General features: G+C 36.6%; 20 protein-coding genes. All 20 read left to right on the forward strand.

The features are described 5' to 3' along the window. Window positions 1–31 precede the first annotated feature (31 nt). The gene (locus BN8899_RS11905; RefSeq protein ID WP_065219601.1) at window positions 32–1,084 is read left to right on the forward strand and encodes a DUF3871 family protein; all 1,053 of its coding nucleotides are present in this window, start codon (window positions 32–34) and stop codon (window positions 1,082–1,084) included. Window positions 1,085–1,821: 737 nt separating this feature from the next. Further along, a complete protein-coding gene (locus BN8899_RS11910; protein WP_065219602.1) occupies window positions 1,822–2,478 on the forward strand; it encodes a hypothetical protein in 657 nt (218 codons plus the stop codon). 7 nt (window positions 2,479–2,485) lie between these two features. Continuing rightward, the gene (locus BN8899_RS11915) at window positions 2,486–3,157 is read left to right on the forward strand and encodes a J domain-containing protein (protein ID WP_065219603.1); all 672 of its coding nucleotides are present in this window, start codon (window positions 2,486–2,488) and stop codon (window positions 3,155–3,157) included. Between the two features lie 219 nt (window positions 3,158–3,376). Further along, complete coding sequence (locus BN8899_RS11920; protein ID WP_187376883.1) at window positions 3,377–4,282, forward strand: leucine-rich repeat domain-containing protein; 906 nt, start codon at window positions 3,377–3,379, stop codon at window positions 4,280–4,282. Then, entirely contained in the window at window positions 4,249–5,037 is a 789-nt protein-coding gene (locus BN8899_RS11925; protein WP_065219605.1) for a hypothetical protein, read from the forward strand. Before BN8899_RS11920 ends, BN8899_RS11925 begins: the two co-directional genes overlap by 34 nt. Window positions 5,038–6,592: 1,555 nt before the next feature. Further along, the gene (locus tag BN8899_RS11940; protein ID WP_148375408.1) at window positions 6,593–7,375 is read left to right on the forward strand and encodes a hypothetical protein; all 783 of its coding nucleotides are present in this window, start codon (window positions 6,593–6,595) and stop codon (window positions 7,373–7,375) included. Window positions 7,376–7,726: 351 nt separating this feature from the next. After that, a complete protein-coding gene (locus BN8899_RS11950; RefSeq protein ID WP_065219610.1) occupies window positions 7,727–7,963 on the forward strand; it encodes a hypothetical protein in 237 nt (78 codons plus the stop codon). 27 nt (window positions 7,964–7,990) lie between these two features. Beyond that, a complete protein-coding gene (locus tag BN8899_RS11955; RefSeq protein WP_065219611.1) occupies window positions 7,991–8,203 on the forward strand; it encodes a hypothetical protein in 213 nt (70 codons plus the stop codon). A 436-nt stretch (window positions 8,204–8,639) separates the two neighbouring features. Then, window positions 8,640–8,843: an SWIB-MDM2 domain-containing protein gene (locus BN8899_RS11965; RefSeq protein ID WP_065219613.1), complete on the forward strand. Its 204-nt coding sequence runs from the start codon at window positions 8,640–8,642 to the stop codon at window positions 8,841–8,843. Between the two features lie 27 nt (window positions 8,844–8,870). Then, entirely contained in the window at window positions 8,871–9,284 is a 414-nt protein-coding gene (locus BN8899_RS11970; RefSeq protein ID WP_065219614.1) for a hypothetical protein, read from the forward strand. Next, window positions 9,271–10,626, forward strand: a complete 1,356-nt coding sequence (locus tag BN8899_RS11975) for a leucine-rich repeat protein (RefSeq protein ID WP_065219615.1) — start codon at window positions 9,271–9,273, stop codon at window positions 10,624–10,626. The genes BN8899_RS11970 and BN8899_RS11975 overlap by 14 nt, the downstream gene beginning before the upstream one ends. A 159-nt stretch (window positions 10,627–10,785) precedes the next feature. Then, complete coding sequence (locus tag BN8899_RS11980; RefSeq protein WP_065219616.1) at window positions 10,786–11,727, forward strand: ADP-ribosylglycohydrolase family protein; 942 nt, start codon at window positions 10,786–10,788, stop codon at window positions 11,725–11,727. A 105-nt stretch (window positions 11,728–11,832) separates the two neighbouring features. Next, window positions 11,833–12,441, forward strand: a complete 609-nt coding sequence (locus BN8899_RS11985) for a hypothetical protein (protein ID WP_065219617.1) — start codon at window positions 11,833–11,835, stop codon at window positions 12,439–12,441. Window positions 12,442–12,779: 338 nt separating this feature from the next. Further along, window positions 12,780–13,076, forward strand: coding sequence for a nucleotidyltransferase family protein (locus BN8899_RS11990; protein ID WP_065219618.1), 297 nt, complete (start codon window positions 12,780–12,782; stop codon window positions 13,074–13,076). Window positions 13,077–13,118: 42 nt separating this feature from the next. Beyond that, the gene (locus BN8899_RS11995) at window positions 13,119–13,418 is read left to right on the forward strand and encodes a nucleotidyltransferase family protein (RefSeq protein WP_065219619.1); all 300 of its coding nucleotides are present in this window, start codon (window positions 13,119–13,121) and stop codon (window positions 13,416–13,418) included. Further along, window positions 13,411–13,749, forward strand: a complete 339-nt coding sequence (locus BN8899_RS12000; protein ID WP_065219620.1) for a HepT-like ribonuclease domain-containing protein — start codon at window positions 13,411–13,413, stop codon at window positions 13,747–13,749. The genes BN8899_RS11995 and BN8899_RS12000 overlap by 8 nt, the downstream gene beginning before the upstream one ends. 596 nt (window positions 13,750–14,345) lie before the next feature. Further along, complete coding sequence (locus BN8899_RS12005) at window positions 14,346–15,575, forward strand: site-specific integrase (RefSeq protein ID WP_065219621.1); 1,230 nt, start codon at window positions 14,346–14,348, stop codon at window positions 15,573–15,575. A gap of 149 nt (window positions 15,576–15,724) precedes the next feature. After that, complete coding sequence (istA, locus tag BN8899_RS12010) at window positions 15,725–17,263, forward strand: IS21 family transposase (RefSeq protein ID WP_065218306.1); 1,539 nt, start codon at window positions 15,725–15,727, stop codon at window positions 17,261–17,263. 14 nt (window positions 17,264–17,277) lie between these two features. Continuing rightward, entirely contained in the window at window positions 17,278–18,015 is a 738-nt protein-coding gene (istB, locus tag BN8899_RS12015) for an IS21-like element helper ATPase IstB (protein ID WP_065218023.1), read from the forward strand. 786 nt (window positions 18,016–18,801) lie between these two features. Then, window positions 18,802–20,154 carry a phage integrase SAM-like domain-containing protein gene (locus BN8899_RS12025; protein ID WP_065219623.1) on the forward strand — a complete coding sequence of 451 codons (1,353 nt, stop codon included), beginning with the start codon at window positions 18,802–18,804 and terminating at the stop codon, window positions 20,152–20,154. The last annotated feature ends 47 nt before the right edge of the window (window positions 20,155–20,201 follow it).

A 20,201-nucleotide genomic window follows, 5' to 3' on the forward strand; every position in this document is an offset into this window, starting at 1 on the left:
ATATTTCCACCACCGTTAAATAGACTAGATTATGAGTACAGCAATATTAATTCCAAGCCAGAATGAAGGATTGTTGCCAGTTTTATTTGGCAGTGATAACGTCAAGCAAGAAGAACCCACCTACACTCCTTATGAAGTAGTAAATGAACCTACCAAGAAGGAAAGGAGAAAGCATTTTATAGAGGCTAACACCACGCCAGTAGATATGCTACATTTAAAGAATGATTGTATCGTGCCAGTTTTCAGCAAGGATAACGAGATGACAATATCCCATCCAGCATTTATTGAAACGGTGCACAAGGTGGCTAGTGAACTGTTTAGAGGGGAAAGCATAGATGAACCTGATATAATGGTTAGCCATGTTATAAAAGGTAGGATTCCAGAAGCCATACATAAACCAGTATCTGAATTACTGGAAACAGATAAAACTATCTATTATGAAAGAATGGCGTTCGCTTTCGAAATACCTACTATTCATGAATCTATAAACGGTAACAGGGTTAATCTATGTGTTACAGGTGTGAGGGCGTATAACAGGGAGAACCTCTATTCAAAGAAGACATCTGAAAGATTCAGTGTAGCGATTGGATTCCAGAATAAGGTATGTTGTAACCTGTGTACATTTACTGATGGATTCCAGACTGATTTAAGAGCGATGAGTTACCATGATCTCTTTAGAGGTGTGATGAAACTATTTCAGGCTTATGATGCGAACAAGCATTTAAGGTTGATGAAGAGTTTTACTGGTTCATACCTCACTGAACATCAATTCGCACAATTCTTGGGTAAAAGTAGGTTGTATCAATGTTTACCAGCCAGAGAGAAGAAACGTTTACCATGCATGGAGTTGACGGATAGCCAGATTAACATGGTGGCTAAAGCTTATTACAACGATGACAATTTCAAGAGGGAGCATGGAGAGAATGAAATTAATTTATGGAAATTCTATAATATGCTTACAGGTGCGAATAAATCTTCTTACATTGATAATTTCCTTGATAGATCATTAAACGCCACGCAATTAACAGAGGGAATAGATAAGGCGTTACATGGAGATAACACCTATAAATGGTTTATAGAGTAATTAATCTAATTCTAAATTACAATAGAATACCCGTTGTCTGGCAGCGGGCGATGATTAATTCATAAATTTGTTACACGGCTACCCCGTAGTGGCGTTTGTAGGATGCTAAAAATTATCTACCTTTGTATGACACTGGGCAGGGCAAAACCTGTTTGGTAACATGTTAGATAATAGAAGCGTTTAGTTTTATCCTCACTTTGGAATCTGGACAATTTCAATCATACAGGGATAAACAGTACAAACGCTCATGCTTGCCATATATACAATCCAATTATATATACTGGTTTAGCGTGGGGTAGCTGTTTATTTGTATGAAAGGGAGTCCAGACCCTCAAAGTGAATAAACTGACAATTCCCACGCTTCTTTTTTGTGTTAATACTTCTTGGGGGATTGAGAGGTACATAATTAAAGTAATTTATGAGTGATGATTCTTTATACGCTATTGTTGGTGTCGTTATTTTGATAGCATTGTACTCTATTACTAACAAAAGGAGAAAGAAACATTGTCGTACTTCATGCCCTAAATGTGGAAAAGAAGTATATCCTAAAACAGGAGCGTTGTACAGGATTAATGGCAGGTTAATACACCATTACCATTGTTCTGGATGTGGACATTCATTTGATCATTAAAGTTATAAAAAGAGATTTAGTGTAATAAGCATACCCGTTTGGGGGTAATCCCTATGCTTATATCTATCAATATTCCTTGGAGGATTAGGAGGTATTTAAATATATTATGAAGATTATAATTGTTTTCGTTATATTACTATTTGCAATTTGTTCCAGTTACGGGCAATTTACAAGTGTAGAGGAATTGACAAAGCACTTCCCTAGCCAAACAGTAAAACAAATACATTCAGATTTAGTTGCACTTGCACTAGACGTTAAGACAGATAAACCTATAAATGTAAAGTTTACTGTATTAGAATTTACTGACGGTTCGTATAGTGTATTCTTTGTTGCCAAGAAGGTGGAAAACAAATGGATTGAGGTCAAAAGTTCCTTTGTGCCTATTCAACAAGGAGTAGATAGGTTAAAAGCGGTTCTTCAAGATAGATATGGGGAAAATATTGTACGTGGTCATCTTGAACAAGTAGCATTAGAAAATAGCTTACGGAAGCATAACCCTTTTACTTCTTTAGAGGAGAAAGGTTTCCAGTATGTTAGCGTGGAGTCCAAAACAGACATCATAGCCGTTAAGGATTTACGATTTGAAAATGGCAAAATTGAAACAGACCTAGTTAAACCGTATGAAAAACCTGAAAAGAATTATGCTTTTTGGCAAACATTCAAGATAAGTGATTCTAATATCTGGGAGCGGTTCAAAATAGCTGGACTTGTGGTATTAGTTGTAATTCTAGTAAAGTTATTAAAGAAGATAAGTCAAATGTAACAAAATCATGAGGAAGAATTACTATCAAGTACTAGGATTAGACGAGAACGCTTCTTTAGAGGATATTAAAAAAGCCTACAAGAAATATGCGGTAAAATTTCATCCAGACAAAAACAACGGGGACGAGTTCTTTACGGAACGTTTTCAAGAAGTCCAAGAAGCCTATGAATACTTGTGTAAACATTACGGGAATGCAAACGAAGAATACTACAAGGAAGAGGTAGAAGAAGAGGACAAGTATTGTGAAGAAGAAGGGCAAACATATCATGCACGTGAAATACTCATTGGTATAGGAAGGTTATTGTTAATGATTCTCGTGTGTGTTGGAATTTATTTTGCAATAGGAAGTTTAACTGTAAAAGGGCTATCCTTGTTCAGTTCCGTTGAAACTGTTGAAGGTTTTTATCAACGAGCTTTCTTTTCCAAATTATTTGCCTGTCTAATTCTCATTTTCATTATAGAGAAAGTTAATGACATAAGTAACTTAATGGCAGAAGTGTCGATCGTTACACTAGGCATTATGGCATTTATTGTTGGTTATTTCCCAGATATAACAAATCTTGAAATAATAGCATTTATTGTTGACTATTTTCCAGATATTGCGAATCTTGGAATATATATAAATGGAATATGTATAGGCTTAATAGCCTTGTCTATTATCATACCAGATGACAAATAATTTATAACTAACTAAAATCAATAACAAATGGAAATTATTGCAGGATTACTAGTTTTAGGTGTTGTTGCACTTGTACACAATGCTTTAAAGAAGAAACAAAAGAACTTGGAGAATAGGTGGAAAGATTAATCACCAGTAAGTGAGTGATTATCGTGGAATGGCTATATACCTATCATGATAAAAACTCACTTTTTACAATTACCAGTAATAAATTACAACATGGAAATAGAGCAACAAGAAACAACCAGTAATGAAGAACTGCAAGAAGTACGGGTTATAGAGAATGACCATGTATTAAGTGAAGACAGGACAATACTAGTATCCTACACGGGTAATAAACTATCTTACGTGTTACCTGACACTGTTGAAACTATTGCTGATAGTGCATTTAGTAATTGTTATAGTCTATATTCTATCAACATGACAGGTAACCTTGTGAGGATTGGTAAAGGTGCCTTTGAATACTGTACTAGGTTAGCCTTAATAACTTTTCCTGATAGCATCACGGAGATAGACGAGTACGCTTTTGCTCGTTGTGGCAGTTTGGCTCTTGTTGACCTTCCTTTCAAGCTAACGAGGGTAAAGAAAGGGACGTTTAGCACTTGTAAAAGGTTATTCGCCATATCTATTCCTAGTAAGGTTGAAGAAATTGAAGATAGTGCATTCGAGAAGTGTAGCGGGTTAATCTCTGTAACATTGCCAGAATCACTGAAACGAATAGGTAAAGGAGCCTTTGAGGATTGTGGTAAGCTAACGGAAATCATTATACCTGAAAATGTAACAATAGTAGACGAGTACGCTTTTTTCTATTGTGACAACCTGAAATCTGTAAGAATGGCAAATAATGTAACCTTTGTTGGAGAGGGAGCGTGGGGGTGTTGTAAAAATTTGGAATCTGTAATAATATCATCCAAGGTAGATACCATAGAAGTGGGAACCTTTAAAGATTGCCCTTCATTGAAAGAGATTCATTGCAAGAACCCAATTCCTCCCTCTGTAATGAAAGCCGCATTTGGGGGAACAACAAAGATTCAGGAATGTACACTTTATATTCCCAAGGGAGTATTAGATGCCTATAAAGAAGCGACAGGATGGAAAGATTTCAAAGAGATTCTGGAAGAGTGAAAAGTTACCGTGATTATGGTATTATATACCAACTGGGACAAAAACTCACCAACCTTAATATTATTACAATGAAGCATTTGTTACTCTTTATACTGGTTGCAGGCTTAGCTTCTTGTTCAAACAAGCCTATAAATTCATACTTGCATAGATACGAACAAATGATAGACAGTATCATTGCAGGATATGATAGTAAAGACGTTGATATTTACGAGGAAGCACAATACAGGATAGCTTCTTCATTTGGAATCGTGCATGATATTATTGGAGATACGTTAGTGTCTAAAAGTGATAAGAAGTATCTGGCAGACAAGATTGAACAAGCAGAAAGCACGTGGTGTGCAAATGGCTCTGGTATGTTCTCTAAAGTAACCTTTATAACAGATACAACTGGTGAGGTGGTAGGACAAGTAGACATACTATACTGGGATAATAATGAAATGGACAGTATTGCAGTAATGAAGATTTGGGTTCCAGAAGAAGTGGATAGTATATATCTAACACTGGCTAACTGGGAAATAGATAGTGTTAAGGATATATACAGTTCAAGCCCTATGCCCTTGGAACGAGGTTGTTTTATCAGCCGTTTGAAACCTTACAATCAAGAAATGTTATTACAGAGAAATACGCTTTTCATTGATGGTTACACGGCAAAAGATGATTCACTTTACTTGCACGTGGCGATACCATTACATCTCCTACATGAACAATTATCTAATAATGAAACATTCGACTCAAAAAATAGTGAATATGATTAAAATATTTAAAGGCATAGGAATAGCGTTTATACTGACGTTGATAATCATTACAATAGGTTACTTGCTATTTGAATTGGCTATTTACTGGGATCATCATTTATGGACGATTAAAAATAGAGTAGGATATGTAAGTAATATCAACTCTTTTATGGTGTTAGTATTTATCCATTCCTGTTATTGTATCGCTTACGAGTTCATTTCTAGAGGAAAGAAATGGATATACAGACTATGGTACTTATATCCATTAATAGTATTTGTTTTTATTATACTTCTAAGAATTGATGAATCAACATATGGTATGATGTTACGCCTATCAGCCTTCACGATTCCATTTGTAATACTGACAAGGGGAATTACAGAAAGGCTAATAGTCAAGGAGAAGTTTATACAAACAATTCTAAATTGGAAAATAGTCTATTCATTCTGGGCTATCAGTTTTATAGTGTTATTTGCTGTACAAGTCACTACTAATCTTACTACAATATTAAAAATCTACTGGTGGACACTAGGCATTGCGACTACACTTGTAGGCTTGTACCTCCTTTGCAAGAAACAATGGACAAATAGCCTTTTATATTTCTGTTTGTTCCTGTTTCCAATGATCACATTTAAGTTGGGAATGCTAGTGAAGGAATTGTTGATATATGGACAACTAAAATGACAATACATGAAGTACTGGAAAGATTTACGAGCGTACGTTATATTGTTGCTTTCAAGTAATTGTATATGTGCGTTTATGGCAGGGGTAACAAGTTGTAATAATATTGAACGCCATATGTTTAACTATGACAAGTGGAATGATATTAGTAACTATGTGTTTATTACATTGGTAGGCTTAATGGTGTCATTTCTCGTTATCACACTTTCATCACGTTCTATCAAGAAAAGCAGGAAAGATATTGGATTAATATTAATACTCTGGTTAAGTCCTTTAGCGATTACTTTCATTGTAAATCAATTGTTATATAAATTTATGTGATGAGAAGAGAAAAAATAATACAAGCCATTTTAAACTGGAAGTTTGTCTATATATTTTGGGCTATCAGCTATATTATTTATGTAGTTTTCCCAATATATCTACCTGCAAGACTACCCTTCCTTATATATTGGGGGGCACTAAATATGATTACGACTATCGTAGGATGCTATCATGCTTGCAAAAGATGTTGGATAGATGCATTATTATATTTCTGTTTGTCTTTGTTTCCCTCAATAGTAACCTCTTTTATGGAATGAAGATCATGAAGGAATACTTAACCAGATACATGGAAGATTTAAGAATACCTATCCTAATAAGTTTATTAACATGGTGGGTGTTCTGGTTAGTTATTGGATTATTAGGAGGGCGTGTATTTTTACTAAAGTTTGGGCATGGTACCCCTACAATATTTTATATACTTTTCATGCTGCCATTCACATACATTATCCCACCTCTGTTCTATCAACTTTATAAAAGGAAATGGTTGAATGTGGGATTCTTACTATTAGTATGGTTAAGTCCTTTAGCTTTACTCCATGTTTCAATAAATATCTATTAATCACTAACTTCTTAGATATGAAGAACAAAAAGAAAGGGCTTGTCATAGCGATAGATGCAGTTGTTACTTTAGTAGAAATACTAGGGGTTGGGTATTTCATTTGGAAGTGGATAGAACCTACAAGCTTTGAATATGCAGTTCTGTTTGTTTGCGTGTGGGGAATCGTCGCTTGGATTGTAACAACTCTCACTGATAAACTTCTATCTCCATTGAACAAGATTCTGGATGAAAAAGAAATTGTTGAACAACAAGAAGAATCCCTACAAGAAAAGGATTCAGGTATAAAGGAAAAGGTTAAAGAGATGAAGGAAACAGAATGGCAAAATGAGATTAGCGAAGAAGAGCGACAGGCGATAGATGCGAAATATAAAGCAGAACATCAACAAGCAACAATAAATTTGTATAATGAATCAATGAAAGCCTTGTTCACTTTTATAAACAACCTAGAGCGTTTCAGGTGGGATATTGCTTCTCCTTACGAGAATTGTTTCTTGTCAGAGCAAGATGCTTGGGAAGTGGCAAAAAATAGACCTCCTTTCCGTGGGTATCTGCATCCTAATTATTACAGTGATAACGCTTTCTTGGATGAGTTAGATATTGTACCTGTAAAAGAGCTAAAAGAGTTTATTGACAAGCATAGAGAACTAGCACAATCGCTTACAGAGTGGGGAATAAAGTATGGAATTACAACCCAAGAAACAAGCGATAGAATGGACGCTAGAAATTACATTACTAGTTGTATAATGGGTCCAGAATTTTATCCACCTATAAGGGAGAAAAACGATGAAGAAGGTATTTAAAGTAATTAGTAAAGTACTATTGGGTATTATAGGAGGAATAGTATTATGGGGTATAGAAATCTTTATACACGATCTCTTTTACTCTCCACCTGAACCAACTACGATTGAAGATGCAACGCCAGTATATGTGGCAGGTATGCTCATTACATTTATGTGCTTGTTACTTGCTAATACGGTGTTTGGTGTGATCTATATGCTCATAAATAGTAGGAAGTGTTTACTGGTTGTGATATACCTTGCCGTAGTATCTTATTTATTTGTGTGATGAAATTGGTTTAAAAGAAGATGAGTATGAAGTTGTAGAGTGGAAGTATTAATGAATAAAACATCACTAAAGAATGGAGGTAAGTTATGATAAATATATATGAATTGACTATAAGTAAGTATGGAGAAGGAAATTATATTCCAGATAAGAAGTACGATAATATCTGTTTGGTGTTCCGTTTCAATTCAGGAAGATATATAATGTATGATTACAATGGTTATGCAGAAGTGTATAAAAATGACGTATTTATAGAATCCTTTGGAGATATACAAAATAAAGCGCAGCCAACTATAAGGACTAACAAGGAATTAGAGTTTGATTAACCTATCATTAAAGAATGGAGGAAAATTATGAAGGTATATAATGAAGAATATGAAGCAATAGGACACGTAAATGACCCTAAAATAAATGGTACTTACTATGATTTAAAAGGGAATTTGGTAGAGAACAATGAAGTATATCGCCTATTTTTAGATGAGCACCCAGATACACATGAAAAGATATGTATTAGGAGTGATAGATGGAAACGTAAAATACATTTTTGTTGGGGAGATTTTAAGTAGAAAATTATCAGCGAAATGAAAAATAAATTTATGGATAGGAATATATGCCAATATATGACTTATACTTATTGCAGTAGGTCATTTATTCCAATTTCATTAAATATACTTAGAAAATTGGCAAGTGATGATATAATAGATGAATTTTACCTTCAATACAAAGAGATTCATAAAATCAACATTGATTTTAAACATAGAAACGATAAGGAAGAATTAAAGAAATTACGTAATAAATTGATTGTTTCTTTTAACTATAATCTACTAATAGACTACTTGAATGATTTATCAACCTTTTACAAGTTGTTAGCTGATAAGAGATTTGACGGATTGATTAATTGTATAATAAAACTTCGGTGAAGAATAGGAAGAAATTATAGCGATGTTACAGTTCCTGCAACTATTGGAGGAGCTACAATGTTAAATGATAAAAAGAAATAAAATGACTACAATAGAAGAATGGGATGACTATGGCTATTTAAAGTCGATAGTAATTAAGGAAACAGGAGAATGGGTGAGTTTTACTACTGCAAAAGCATTAGAACAGTATATAAAAGAGAATAATTTACAGGAAGAAGAATATGATAGAGTGTTTATACATCATGTAGATATACCTTTTCCAGAAGAGATTAAACTTAATGAATAGTTTGTCATTAAAGAATGGAGGTAAGCTATGAGTAAAGTAAATATTAAACTAGGTGAAATGTACTGTAAATATGGATTTATGCCACCTATTCATGCATTTATGCCACCAGAAGAAGGAGGTCCTTGGGGAATAGGTTGGAATGATGAATATTCATATGCTGTATTTACAGATGAAAATAATAAATCTAGAATTGAAATACATGATAAGAATGAAAACTTAGTTGAAGTATGGGATGAAGTTGTAGACGGGATAGAAAAGAAGTATGGTAAATTAGAATATCATATTCATTATGGACAAGAAGGAAGTCATAACTATATAGCGATAAATGAAAATTATCGTATATATGGATATTCAGACAGAATTGAAGTATATAAGATAAGTACGAATGAGTTAGTGGAAACTATTTGGTCAGATAATGAAAACAGCCATGAAAGTATATGATAATGGAGTAATTAGAGAAAAACCATATTGGGCATTAGAAGGATTCTCTAAAAGTATAGCCCTCGTTGATGAGTTTGGAGAAATTATTAGTAATCCTGAATATGATAGTTTAAATTTTAGAACAGGGGAAGAAGCACGTGAATATGCTAAACAATTAGGTTTGAAAGAAGGAGAATTTTTAATTGTAAGCGATTTATCTTATTATTACAGGGGAATAAATGGTAATTTAGTGCTTTCTGATTCAGATGAGTTACTAGGCGCTTCCCATGTAAAATGTGAAAATATTTCACCTGTTTATAATGGAAGCCCTTTCAATAATTTTGTTAGTGAAGAAATGTTACAGGTAGAGAGTTTTCTTATTTCTAGTACTAATCCTTATTATTACACCGTTGAAGGGGTGCTTTTTGATAAAATAAATAATATGCTCCTTAGGTATCCACCTAAAAAGGACACGGTTTCATACGTAATCCCAAGTTTTATTTCACGGATAGCTAACAACGCTTTTTATGGTTGTTCTCTATTAAAGTCTATTTTCTTACCAGATAACATTGAATTTTATCCTGAATTTGATTGTGAAAACCTAGAACAGATTATTGTTTCTGAAACGAATCCAATTTATACAACAGTTCATGGGGTTTTGTTTAACAAGGAAGGTACACGCTTGGTCAGGTGCCCCCGTGGGATAGAGGGAAATTATAACGTGCCAGAAGGAGTGTTAGAAATAGATAGTGGCGCCTTCATGTGGAACAAAACGACATCAATAACGATTCCTGAAAGCGTGATACTAGTTGAAAATCTTTATGAAGCTAATAGCCTAGAACAATTTATAGTGTCACCTTCCAATCCTAAATATGCAACCGTGGACGGTATTCTAGTTAGTAAAGACAAGAAGCGATTAATATGTTACCCCAAAGCGACAAAGAAGCCGTACATGATACCAGAAACAAGTAACACGATACAACCACATGTTTTAGGGTTTTATAGTAATCAAATTGCAATCTCAATTCCTAATCATGTTGAATATATTAACGAGGAAGCTTTTGAGAAGCTGCATATAACCTCTATCACCTTAGGAATGAACGTGAAGGAAATAAAATATCATGCTTTTTATTTAGGTAATTGGGATTGGACTGACGAAATGTACTTTGGTATTCCAGACCGCTTTAGATATAAATCACCTTTAAAAGAAATTCATAGCAAGGCTTCTATCCCTCCATTACTAGTGGAAGCATTTGATAAATCCAGTAAAGAAAGGGCTATATTATATGTTCCCAAAGGTTCTTTACAGGCTTATAAAAATGCTATTGAATGGTGTGAGTTTGTAACGATTATTGAAGAGTGATAAGAATTAGGTGAGAATATTTTATTATACCAATTCAGGAGAAAAGTCACCGTGTTTAAATTTCAAAGTCCAAAGAAACATATTGCTTTGAAAACTGTCACAAATAAAGGGATTTATATATATTTATATCATCAAATAGACCTCATAAACATATAGAATATGAACAACTTAAACAAAGATATATTGCTAGGAATAGCCATTGGTGATGCTTTAGGGTTGCCAGTTCAATTTTTAGATAGAGAAGTGATAGCAAAGAATCCTGTTACTACAATGGTGGGATATGGTCAATTTGATGTACCAGCAGGTACATGGTCTGATGATAGTTCTTTATCCCTTTGTTTGGCAGAATCACTATGCAATGGTTACGATTTAAATGATATTAGCAATAATTTCATAAAATGGATGTTTGAAGGCTACTGGACACCATTTAACAAGGCATTCGATATAGGTAAAACAACTTACTTTGCCATTGTGAATTTAAGAAGTGGTACATCCCCACATCTAGCAGGAATGGATAGAGAAAGGGATAACGGTAATGGCTCTCTCATGAGAATCCTTCCGTTGGTACCTTATATCCTTAACATGAAGGAAGAAGATAGATTTAAGATTATTGGGGAAGTATCATCATTAACTCATAGGCACCCAAGAAGTATTTTAGCTTGTATCTCATTATGTGAGTTTGCCATACAGTATATAAATTCTCAATCAGTAGAGGAAGCCTACCAAGCTATGCAGCAAACAATACTACAACTTCTGAAAAAGGAGATGTTTATTGAAGAAGATATTCCTTTTAAAAGATTAGTAGGCTTATCTTATGAAGAGTTTAAGAATATTGAATTGAAGGACATTCGTTCAACGGGATATGTTATAGATACACTAGAATCTAGTTTATGGTGTGTCTTCAATACTACAAACTATAAAGATGCTGTTTTAAAGGCAGTGAATTTAGGTGATGATACTGATACCGTGGGAGCGATTACAGGAGGATTAGCAGGGATTATATACGGTTATGATACTATTCCCTCTGAATGGTTGGAGGTATTAGCAAAGAAAGATGATATTATTGAATTGGCTAATAAACTGGATTCAATAATGAAATAGAAGTTTTAATACAATCTACATATAGGGTTTACTTCGAGAGAGATAAGCTCTTTTAAATTATCCTATTTATTTATATCTTAGTGGCGTATTTAAAGCTATGAAGCCATGATAACAGGAACAATGTCAGACGAAGAAATTCACAAAGAGGTGCAACGTGATCGTTACGAAGTTCATAATTACATGGAAAAGATTGTCCCAAGATATAGACATACTATTGTAACAACCCCTCAATGTCAATTTCCTCTTTACTTTCCACCTGTAACATTTACATCCCACAGGAAGAATAAATATCTTGTATTCTTTGAAATAAGAGATAAAAAGAATTGGCTAGAAAACCTGTTATACACGATAGTATCTTTATATGATAACAATGGTATTTACGCAATGACATTTTCTGTGGCTTTTGATGAATTATATCTATACTCACCTCATTTCTTTTCTCGTTACAGGACACGCTTTCTAAAGGATGAGAACATAAAACCAATAGACGTGATTAAAAGATTTTTTAAAGTTAATCCCACCACACAATTTAGAGCGGGAGAGGGTGATGAATTTTATGGAACTTGTAACGAGGGAGCCGTTTTTGGTAAAAAGGAAGGGTGTAGAAGAATTTTTAAAACATTTGTCAGTTTTGATATGCTATTTGAATCACAGAATGATATTAAAACAGAACTATACGATAGATTAATTAAATACAGGGCTGAGATACAATAAACATTACAATAGTTTAGACTTTATCTAGCAATAGGGCTTGTCATCAGGTGAGCCTTCTTTTTTGTCCTCACAAGAAATGTATACTTTCTTTATTTGCAGTCATCTCTCTTATTATCAAATGTTTGTAGTTTGTGGCGATTCTCTGGCTTTATAAATATTCACTTGCATATTTAATAAAGATGGGCATGTATTCATTTTAAGAAGTGAAAAATTATCATGGATTCAGTTATATATACCTATTCTGAGGAAAAGTCACCAACTCAAATATTTAACTATTAGTTACTCCTAACATCATGGTTTTCACCTCAACATTCACTATTTTTGCAAAAAGAGCAAATATGAAACAAGCTATTATCAATAAACTAAGAGAGTTCTTCACGCTACAACCAGTTGAGAAAGCATGGGTGTTTGGTTCTTATTCTCGTGGAGAAGAATCAAGGGAGAGTGATATTGATATACTTGTACGCTTTGACAAGAATGCTAATGTTACTCTTTTCAAGTATATTGGTATCGTGAACGCTTTACAATCTCTTCTGTACAAGAAAATTGATTTGGTGGAAGAAGGACAGTTGAAAGATTTCGCTAAAGAATCGGCAGAACAGGATAAAATATTGATCTATGAGAGAGAAGCCTAAAGATATTAACCGCTATTCCTTATAATAAAAGAGAATAATTATATGAATTTAATAGAATTAAATATTGATAGAATAATTGCCTTGTGTAAAAAATATAAGGTGAATAAATTATTTGTCTTCGGTTCTATTCTCACCAACCGATTCAACAAGGAGAGCGATATTGATTTTATCGTCAACTTCGACAAGGCGCAAATAACGGATTACTTCAGCAATTTCTTTGATCTGAAATACGCTTTAGAAGATATTTTAGGGAGGGAAGTTGATTTACTGGAAGAACACGCTATTCGTAACCATTATTTAAAAGAAAATATCGAGCAAACTAAAGCATTGATATATGGATAACTTTACCAAGAAACACCTGCAAGATATACTTAATGCGATTGATGATATTGAAACGTTCTTTGACGGGCAACCGAAGTTGTTTGAAGAATTTTGTCGAGATATTCGTTTGCAAAGAGCGATAGAAAGGTGTATCGAAATTATAGGCGAGGCGATGAATAGAATTTTAAAAGAGAACAAAGATATTGCGATTACCAACGCTCGTAAGATTGTGGACGCTCGTAACTATATAATACATGGTTACGATAGTCTTTCAGTAGATATTCTTTGGAGCATTGTTGTCAACCATTTACCCCTTTTGAAGAATGAAGTGGAACAATTACTACGGGAATAAGTAACATTAAATACAGAGATAGTATTAAGGCAATGGATTCACCTCTATTGCTTTTTTTATTTGGTGGAAAATTGTATTAGATTTAGTTATATATACTCAATAGAAATATTATTCACCAACTTACGTATTTCAATTAGAGATATGAATTAAGTTGGAATTTAATGTATAACCAATTAATAACAGGAAGTATGTGTATAAAAATCATATCCCAACCACCATAATTTAGTGGTAAGTTACTTGTATATAAGCTATATGTTACTTATATTTGAGCATAAAATAAGAGTGAGTTCATTAATAGTATTAATCCTTCTTGATTTACGTGTAAAGTAAACTCAGCGTTAAACCACGATAAAAAAGTTAAGGAATAAAGAAACTAAAGAAGCTTATATGTAGCTGTTAATCAGTTTTAATGCTACCTTGAAGATGCACATGAAAAAATGTAGCGCATCTGCTTTGGGAGCAGAGGGTCGCAGGTTCGAATCCTGTCACCCCGACAGAAAATGAGACAGTTACGAAAGTAGCTGTTTTTTTATTGTCGTGATTTTTGGGTGGATTTGAGCAAATGTTTAAACTGAGGTTTAAACCAGAAATTTAGTATGAATGCTTCAGTATCAGTGGTTTGTTACAAATCTAAGGTGCTTTCTAATGGAAAATCCCCTTTAATGCTTCGGGTTACAAAAGATAGAAAACCAAAGTATGTAAGTTTGGGTATTGCTATCTTTCCTAAATATTGGGATTTTGAAAAGAATAAACCAACCCCTAGATGTCCTAATAAGGAATTAATAGAGAAGATTATTTTGGATAAACAAGTTGAGTATCAGCGTCAGATACTGGAATTTGTAGCAGAGCAAAAGGAGTACACGGCAGCTTTGCTAGTGGAAAGTAAGAAAGTAAAGCTAGTAAATAAGACGGTGGGAGAGTTCTATAAAGAGTTGTTGGTTAGTTTTAGAGATTCTGGAAATGAGGGGAATAGATTGGTTTATAAATATTCCTATAATTCATTAAAGGATTTCACTTCTTCTAATTTAGATATTCCTTTTAGTTCAATAGATGTTGCTTGGTTAAAACGGTATGAAAGTTGGCTTGTAGGAAAGAAGTGTAAGGGGACAACTTTAAGTGTACTTTTTAGAACTTTACGGAGTACATTTAATAAGGCTATCGAGGCTAAAATTGTAAATAAGAAATACTATCCTTTTGATGAATATAAGGTGAGTAAATTTGATACCTCAACCAGAAAGAGGGCATTATCTAAAGAGGATATGATGAGGATTATTACCACGGAAACCATAAATGCTACTTTCATAAGGGAATTTACTCGTGATATATTTACTTTCGCTTACTTGAGTGGTGGTATTTCTCTAGTAGATATGGCTAACTTGACCTCCTATAATGTACACAGGGGAAGACTTCGTTATCACAGGCAGAAGACTCATGGAGCGATTAATTTTAAGTTATGTGAGCAGGCAAAAGAGATAATAAAGAAGTATGCCCCTTACCAGAAGGAGGCTGGCTATCTTTTCCCAATCTATGATAATAGAGTGCATAAAACATCGGTACAAAAGAAAAATAGGCTCCACAAGATGCTTGCCAAGATCAATAAGGAGTTGAAACTTCTTGCTTCGGAATTGGAAATAGATGCAGATGTAACTACTTATGTTGCTAGGCATTCATTTGCTAGCATTTTGAAGAATACTGGTGTTAATATAGCTCTAATCTCCCAAGCATTAGGACACCAAGATATAAAGACAACAGAAATATATCTTAGTAAGTTTGATGATAAGTGGAAAATCCGCACTAATTTGCCCCATCTTTTCCAATATAAATAGATCCCTTAAATCCACGGGAAATTGACCCGGTTAATCCCAGGGAAAATGATCCCAGAAAATGATCAAATATTTGTTTTACACGCGCGAGAATACTACCTTATCTGTTAAATAAATAAAAAAACAGATATATGCCCAATAAAGCAATAAGCATGAACAAAATTCGTCAAGTATTACGATGTTATGCCTCTGGTAGCGGAACAAGGAGTATCAGTAGCATGTTAAACATGTCCCGCAACACGGTCAAGAAGTATTTACAGGTTTATCAAAAGAGCGGCTTGTCACTTGAAGCAATTCTTTCCATGGATGATTCTTCTCTTTGTAGCCTGTTCCAGGAGAAAGACAAGTCGTCGGAAGAACCGCCCGCCCGTTACAAGGAATTGCAAACGCTCCTCCCTGGCTATGCTAAACGCCTAAAAAAGAAAGGAGTAACTCGCCAGCAACTATTCCAGGAATACCGCTCCAGTCATCCTGACGGTTACGCCCGGAGTCGTTTTTGTAATTATTTTCAAGCTTACCTGGCATTATCTCACCCGGTTGCCCACCTGGAACACAAGGCGGGAGACAAGATGTTCATTGATTACGCCGGGGACAAGCTCGCGCTAGTGGATCGCGACACTGGTCAAACGATACCCGTGGAAGTGTTCGTGTCCATCCTCCCGTGTAGCCAGCTAACTTACGTGGAGGCGGTGATGAGCCAGCGCAAGGAAGATTTGATTCACGCTTGCGAGTCCGCCTTGCTTTTTTACGGGGGAACCCCGGCGGTCATCGTTCCGGACAATTTGAAATCAGCCGTGAACAAGCCGAGTCGTTACGAGGCAGAATTGAACGAGGATTTCGCGGCTTTTGCCGAGCATTACGGGTGTGTTGTCATTCCCGCCAGGGTGCGTAAGCCAAGGGACAAGGCACTCGTGGAGGGAGCGGTCAAGCTCGTTTACCGGGGTATTTACACTCGTCTTGAAGGCCGCGTGTTTCATGACCTGGAATCTCTCAATGCCGCGATCCGCGTGGCACTCGAGTTACACAACAATAGCCTGTTAACCGGGCGAAGTTATAGCCGTCGTGAACAATACGAGGAAATAGAGCGAGATTGCATGGGATCGCTAAACCCGATCCGTTTTGAACTCAAGCGACGTCACGTGGCAACCGTGCAAAGGAACGGTTACGTGCGACTGGAAAGTCATTATTATAGCGTGCCGTACCGCCATATCGGGAAAAAGGTGAACATCCTGTATAATAGCGAGAAAGTGGAGATCTATCTAAAATACGAGAAAGTCGCGGTTCATCAAAGGGGATACAAGCCGTATGGCTACACCCATGACGTGGATCACCTGGCCCCCAGCCAACGGGTCCCGGTGGACTGGAACCCGGGAAAGTACCTCTCGGAAGCCGCCTCCATGCACCCGGACGTGGAAGATTACATTCGTCACGTGATCGAGGTGAAAGTTCACCCGGAACAAGCTTGCAAGTCCTGTCGCGGGATTCTGAATTTCGCTTCACGAGTGGGCGAGAAGAGACTGGTTAACGCTTGCCGGTGGGCTTCCAGCCATGGATTGTACAATTACCCGGCCATAGAAGAAATACTGAAAAACAGGCAAGATGAATTACCCCTGGAAGAAAACGAGGATGATAACAAGCGATCGGACATGCCCTCGCACGAGAACATAAGGGGAAAAGAATATTATAACTAAATATCACGAGAAAAATGGAAATGAATCAAGAAACGCTGGACAAGATGCGCCAGATGCGCCTCCTAGGCATGTATAACGCTTTTAAAACAAGCATGGAGAGTTTCAAAACGGAATCGATGACAACCGACCAATTCGTGGCGTGGCTGGTTTCCAACGAGTGGGACGACCGTTGTAACCGGATGATAGAAAGATTGATCAAGCAAGCTTCTTTTCGTTACAAGGCATCCCTGGAAGAAGTGGATTATTCCCTGGAACGAGGGCTCGAGCGCAACCTGCTAGAAAGGCTCGCGGAATTATCTTTCGTCAAGGAATCCAGGGACTTGTTCATCACGGGCAGCTCGGGAACGGGAAAAAGCTACATAGCCACGGCGCTAGGATATAGAGCTTGCCAGAAAGGGATGAAAGTACTTTACGCTAACACGGCCAGGTTAATGGGCCTGTTGAAAATGGCTAAAGCGAAAGGTACAATTTTACAAGAACTAAAAAAAATAGAACGGGCGGACTTACTGGTGTTGGATGATTTCGGGATACAACCTTTTGATGCCGGGGGAAGAATGAATTTAATGGATATCGTGGAAGACCGGCACGGGAAAAAATCAACGCTTATCACTTCACAAGTCCCCGTGAAAGACTGGTACGATATTATCGGGGAAAAAACTATTGCAGATGCCGTCCTGGATAGGATTGTTCACCAGGCTATTCGAATTGAATTACACGGGGACTCTATTAGAAAATTGCAAGCTAAAAGATAAAATTACTATATTTGTGAATAAAATTTAATAATAATAATGGCATACCGGTAGAATTTTATGCGCGCGTACAACGAGATAATTTAGCCGTTTCTGGGAAAAATTTACAGGGGGGCAATTTAAGTTGGATTCTAGGGGTCAATTACATTGGAATTTCCACCGGCATCGAGCAAGGTAAGCAAACTAAACGAGGTCACAAAGACAAGGATTCTGTATTACTCCCTCTTAAATTAATGCAGCTAGAAAGTACAATCTTTAGAGAAATTTTAACCCGATTGTGGAAATTGAAAGGGGGTAGGTGTTTTGCCATTCATGATGCGATTGCAGTCTTGAATAATACAATTTCCTCAGAAAAAGTAAATGAAGTGATGAAAAGTGTCTATTGGGAGATGGGTTTAATTCCGACTCTGAGCCTAGATTTTTGTCATTGAAATTGTATAAATACCGTACCAAATACCGTACCACAAAAAGAAAAACTCGCTGACTTACAGCGAGTTTCTTGTGTAAAAGGTGGTCCCACTTGGGCTTGAACCAAGGACCCCCTGATTATGAGTAGGTGGAAGTGGTGATTATTAATGAAATTGAATGAAATTCCATGATTGGCATGTAATTTGATTATCAGATATTTGCGTGTGTCGATGTAACTTTGTAATTTTGCATAAGATCTCTTGAAAATGGTGAGTTGTGTTCAAAATGTGTTCAAATCCCATTTGCTGAATACGCTCCCTGATTTTTTATAGGGTCTGGCATGTCTGATAAAAACTTGAACACAACTTTGAACACAGCTATATGAACAAGGCTCTTTTTAACGATGAATCCCGGCGGTTTGCAGGAGCGACGATATATATCATTCTCGCTCCGGACAACAGATATAAATTCGACACAGGCAAGTCTGTGCCGTTGTCAGTCTGCGTCACTCATCAGCGGTTGCGGCGATATTTTCCGACCGGGCTAAAGGTATCGTCATTGAAAGAATACGAAGCATTGTTTTCCAAATCAAATGCTGCCATTGAGACCCGAAAGAAACTTCGCAAGGTGTTTGACCAAATATGCGCCAAAACAGACGAACTTATTTTGCTCAATCGGTTCTCGGTTGCCGACCTCAAAAGCCATGTTGAAAAGTCCGAGGGGAAAATGACGGAAAAGACAATGAGGGCGGACGACACTTTTTCTTATTGGGCAGCACTTGGCGCATCGAAAGAAAAGGTAAAGACCCGCGCGATGTATTCTTCTGCGCTTGACTGGTTCAAGCTCTTCCGAAAGGATAAGCCCATTTCGCTCGGAGCTGTCGATACCGCCATAATCACACGCTTCGCCAAATGGCTTGATGAACAAAAAGCACGCAACGGCACGGATCAGCCGCTTTCTTTGGACACGCGAATGGTAATTCTCCGCGCCACTCGTGCCGTGTTCAATCAGGCTTATAAAGACGGTCATACTACGATGGCACCCAATTTCAAAGGTCTTATCCATGCCGGAAACCGTCGCCGCTTGAACGCCTTGACTGTGGAAGAAGTGTTGAAGTTGTGGGAATATTGGCTTGCTTCTCCTGATAAACAATCGAAGTACGCTCGTGCCGTGGGCCGCTGGTTGCTCCTTTATTGTCTCAACGGCATGAATACCATAGATATGGCTAAACTTGTCTGGACAGAGAAGGCGGCAGTCACACAGAAATTCCCGCAATTTGTTTTTATCCGTTCCAAGATTGACAGGGCTAACAAACCTGTCGGCAAGCAGCTTGATGAAACGTCTGTACCTATTATTCCGCAGTTACGGCAGTTGCTTGATGTGTATGCCTCGCCATATAACCCAGGTGAACTTGTTTTCCCTGACATCTTTCTCAATGCTATCACAGATGAGCAGAAGTCTATCCGTGTCCACGACTTCAACCGCCGAATTTCAAAGAACATCAAAGATGTATGCGAGTCACTTGGCATCCAATGCGTCACGCCCCAATATGCCCGCAATTCCTTCATTTCAGCTTTGGCACATCACGGCGTTATAACCGCCTACATCGATTATGCTGTAGGACATGCTACATCGGAGGTATCGGCACTCCTCGCTGGTTACATATCCAATGTAACCCCCGCTATGATGCAGGCTTTCAATGAGAAAATCTTTATCGTTCCACCGATTCAGTGAATTTTCCACCGAAAAATCGCTTATAATCCTCCAAAACTATGTTGCTT

The organism is Butyricimonas sp. Marseille-P2440, from assembly GCF_900091675.1.
GTDB lineage: Bacteria > Bacteroidota > Bacteroidia > Bacteroidales > Marinifilaceae > Butyricimonas > Butyricimonas synergistica.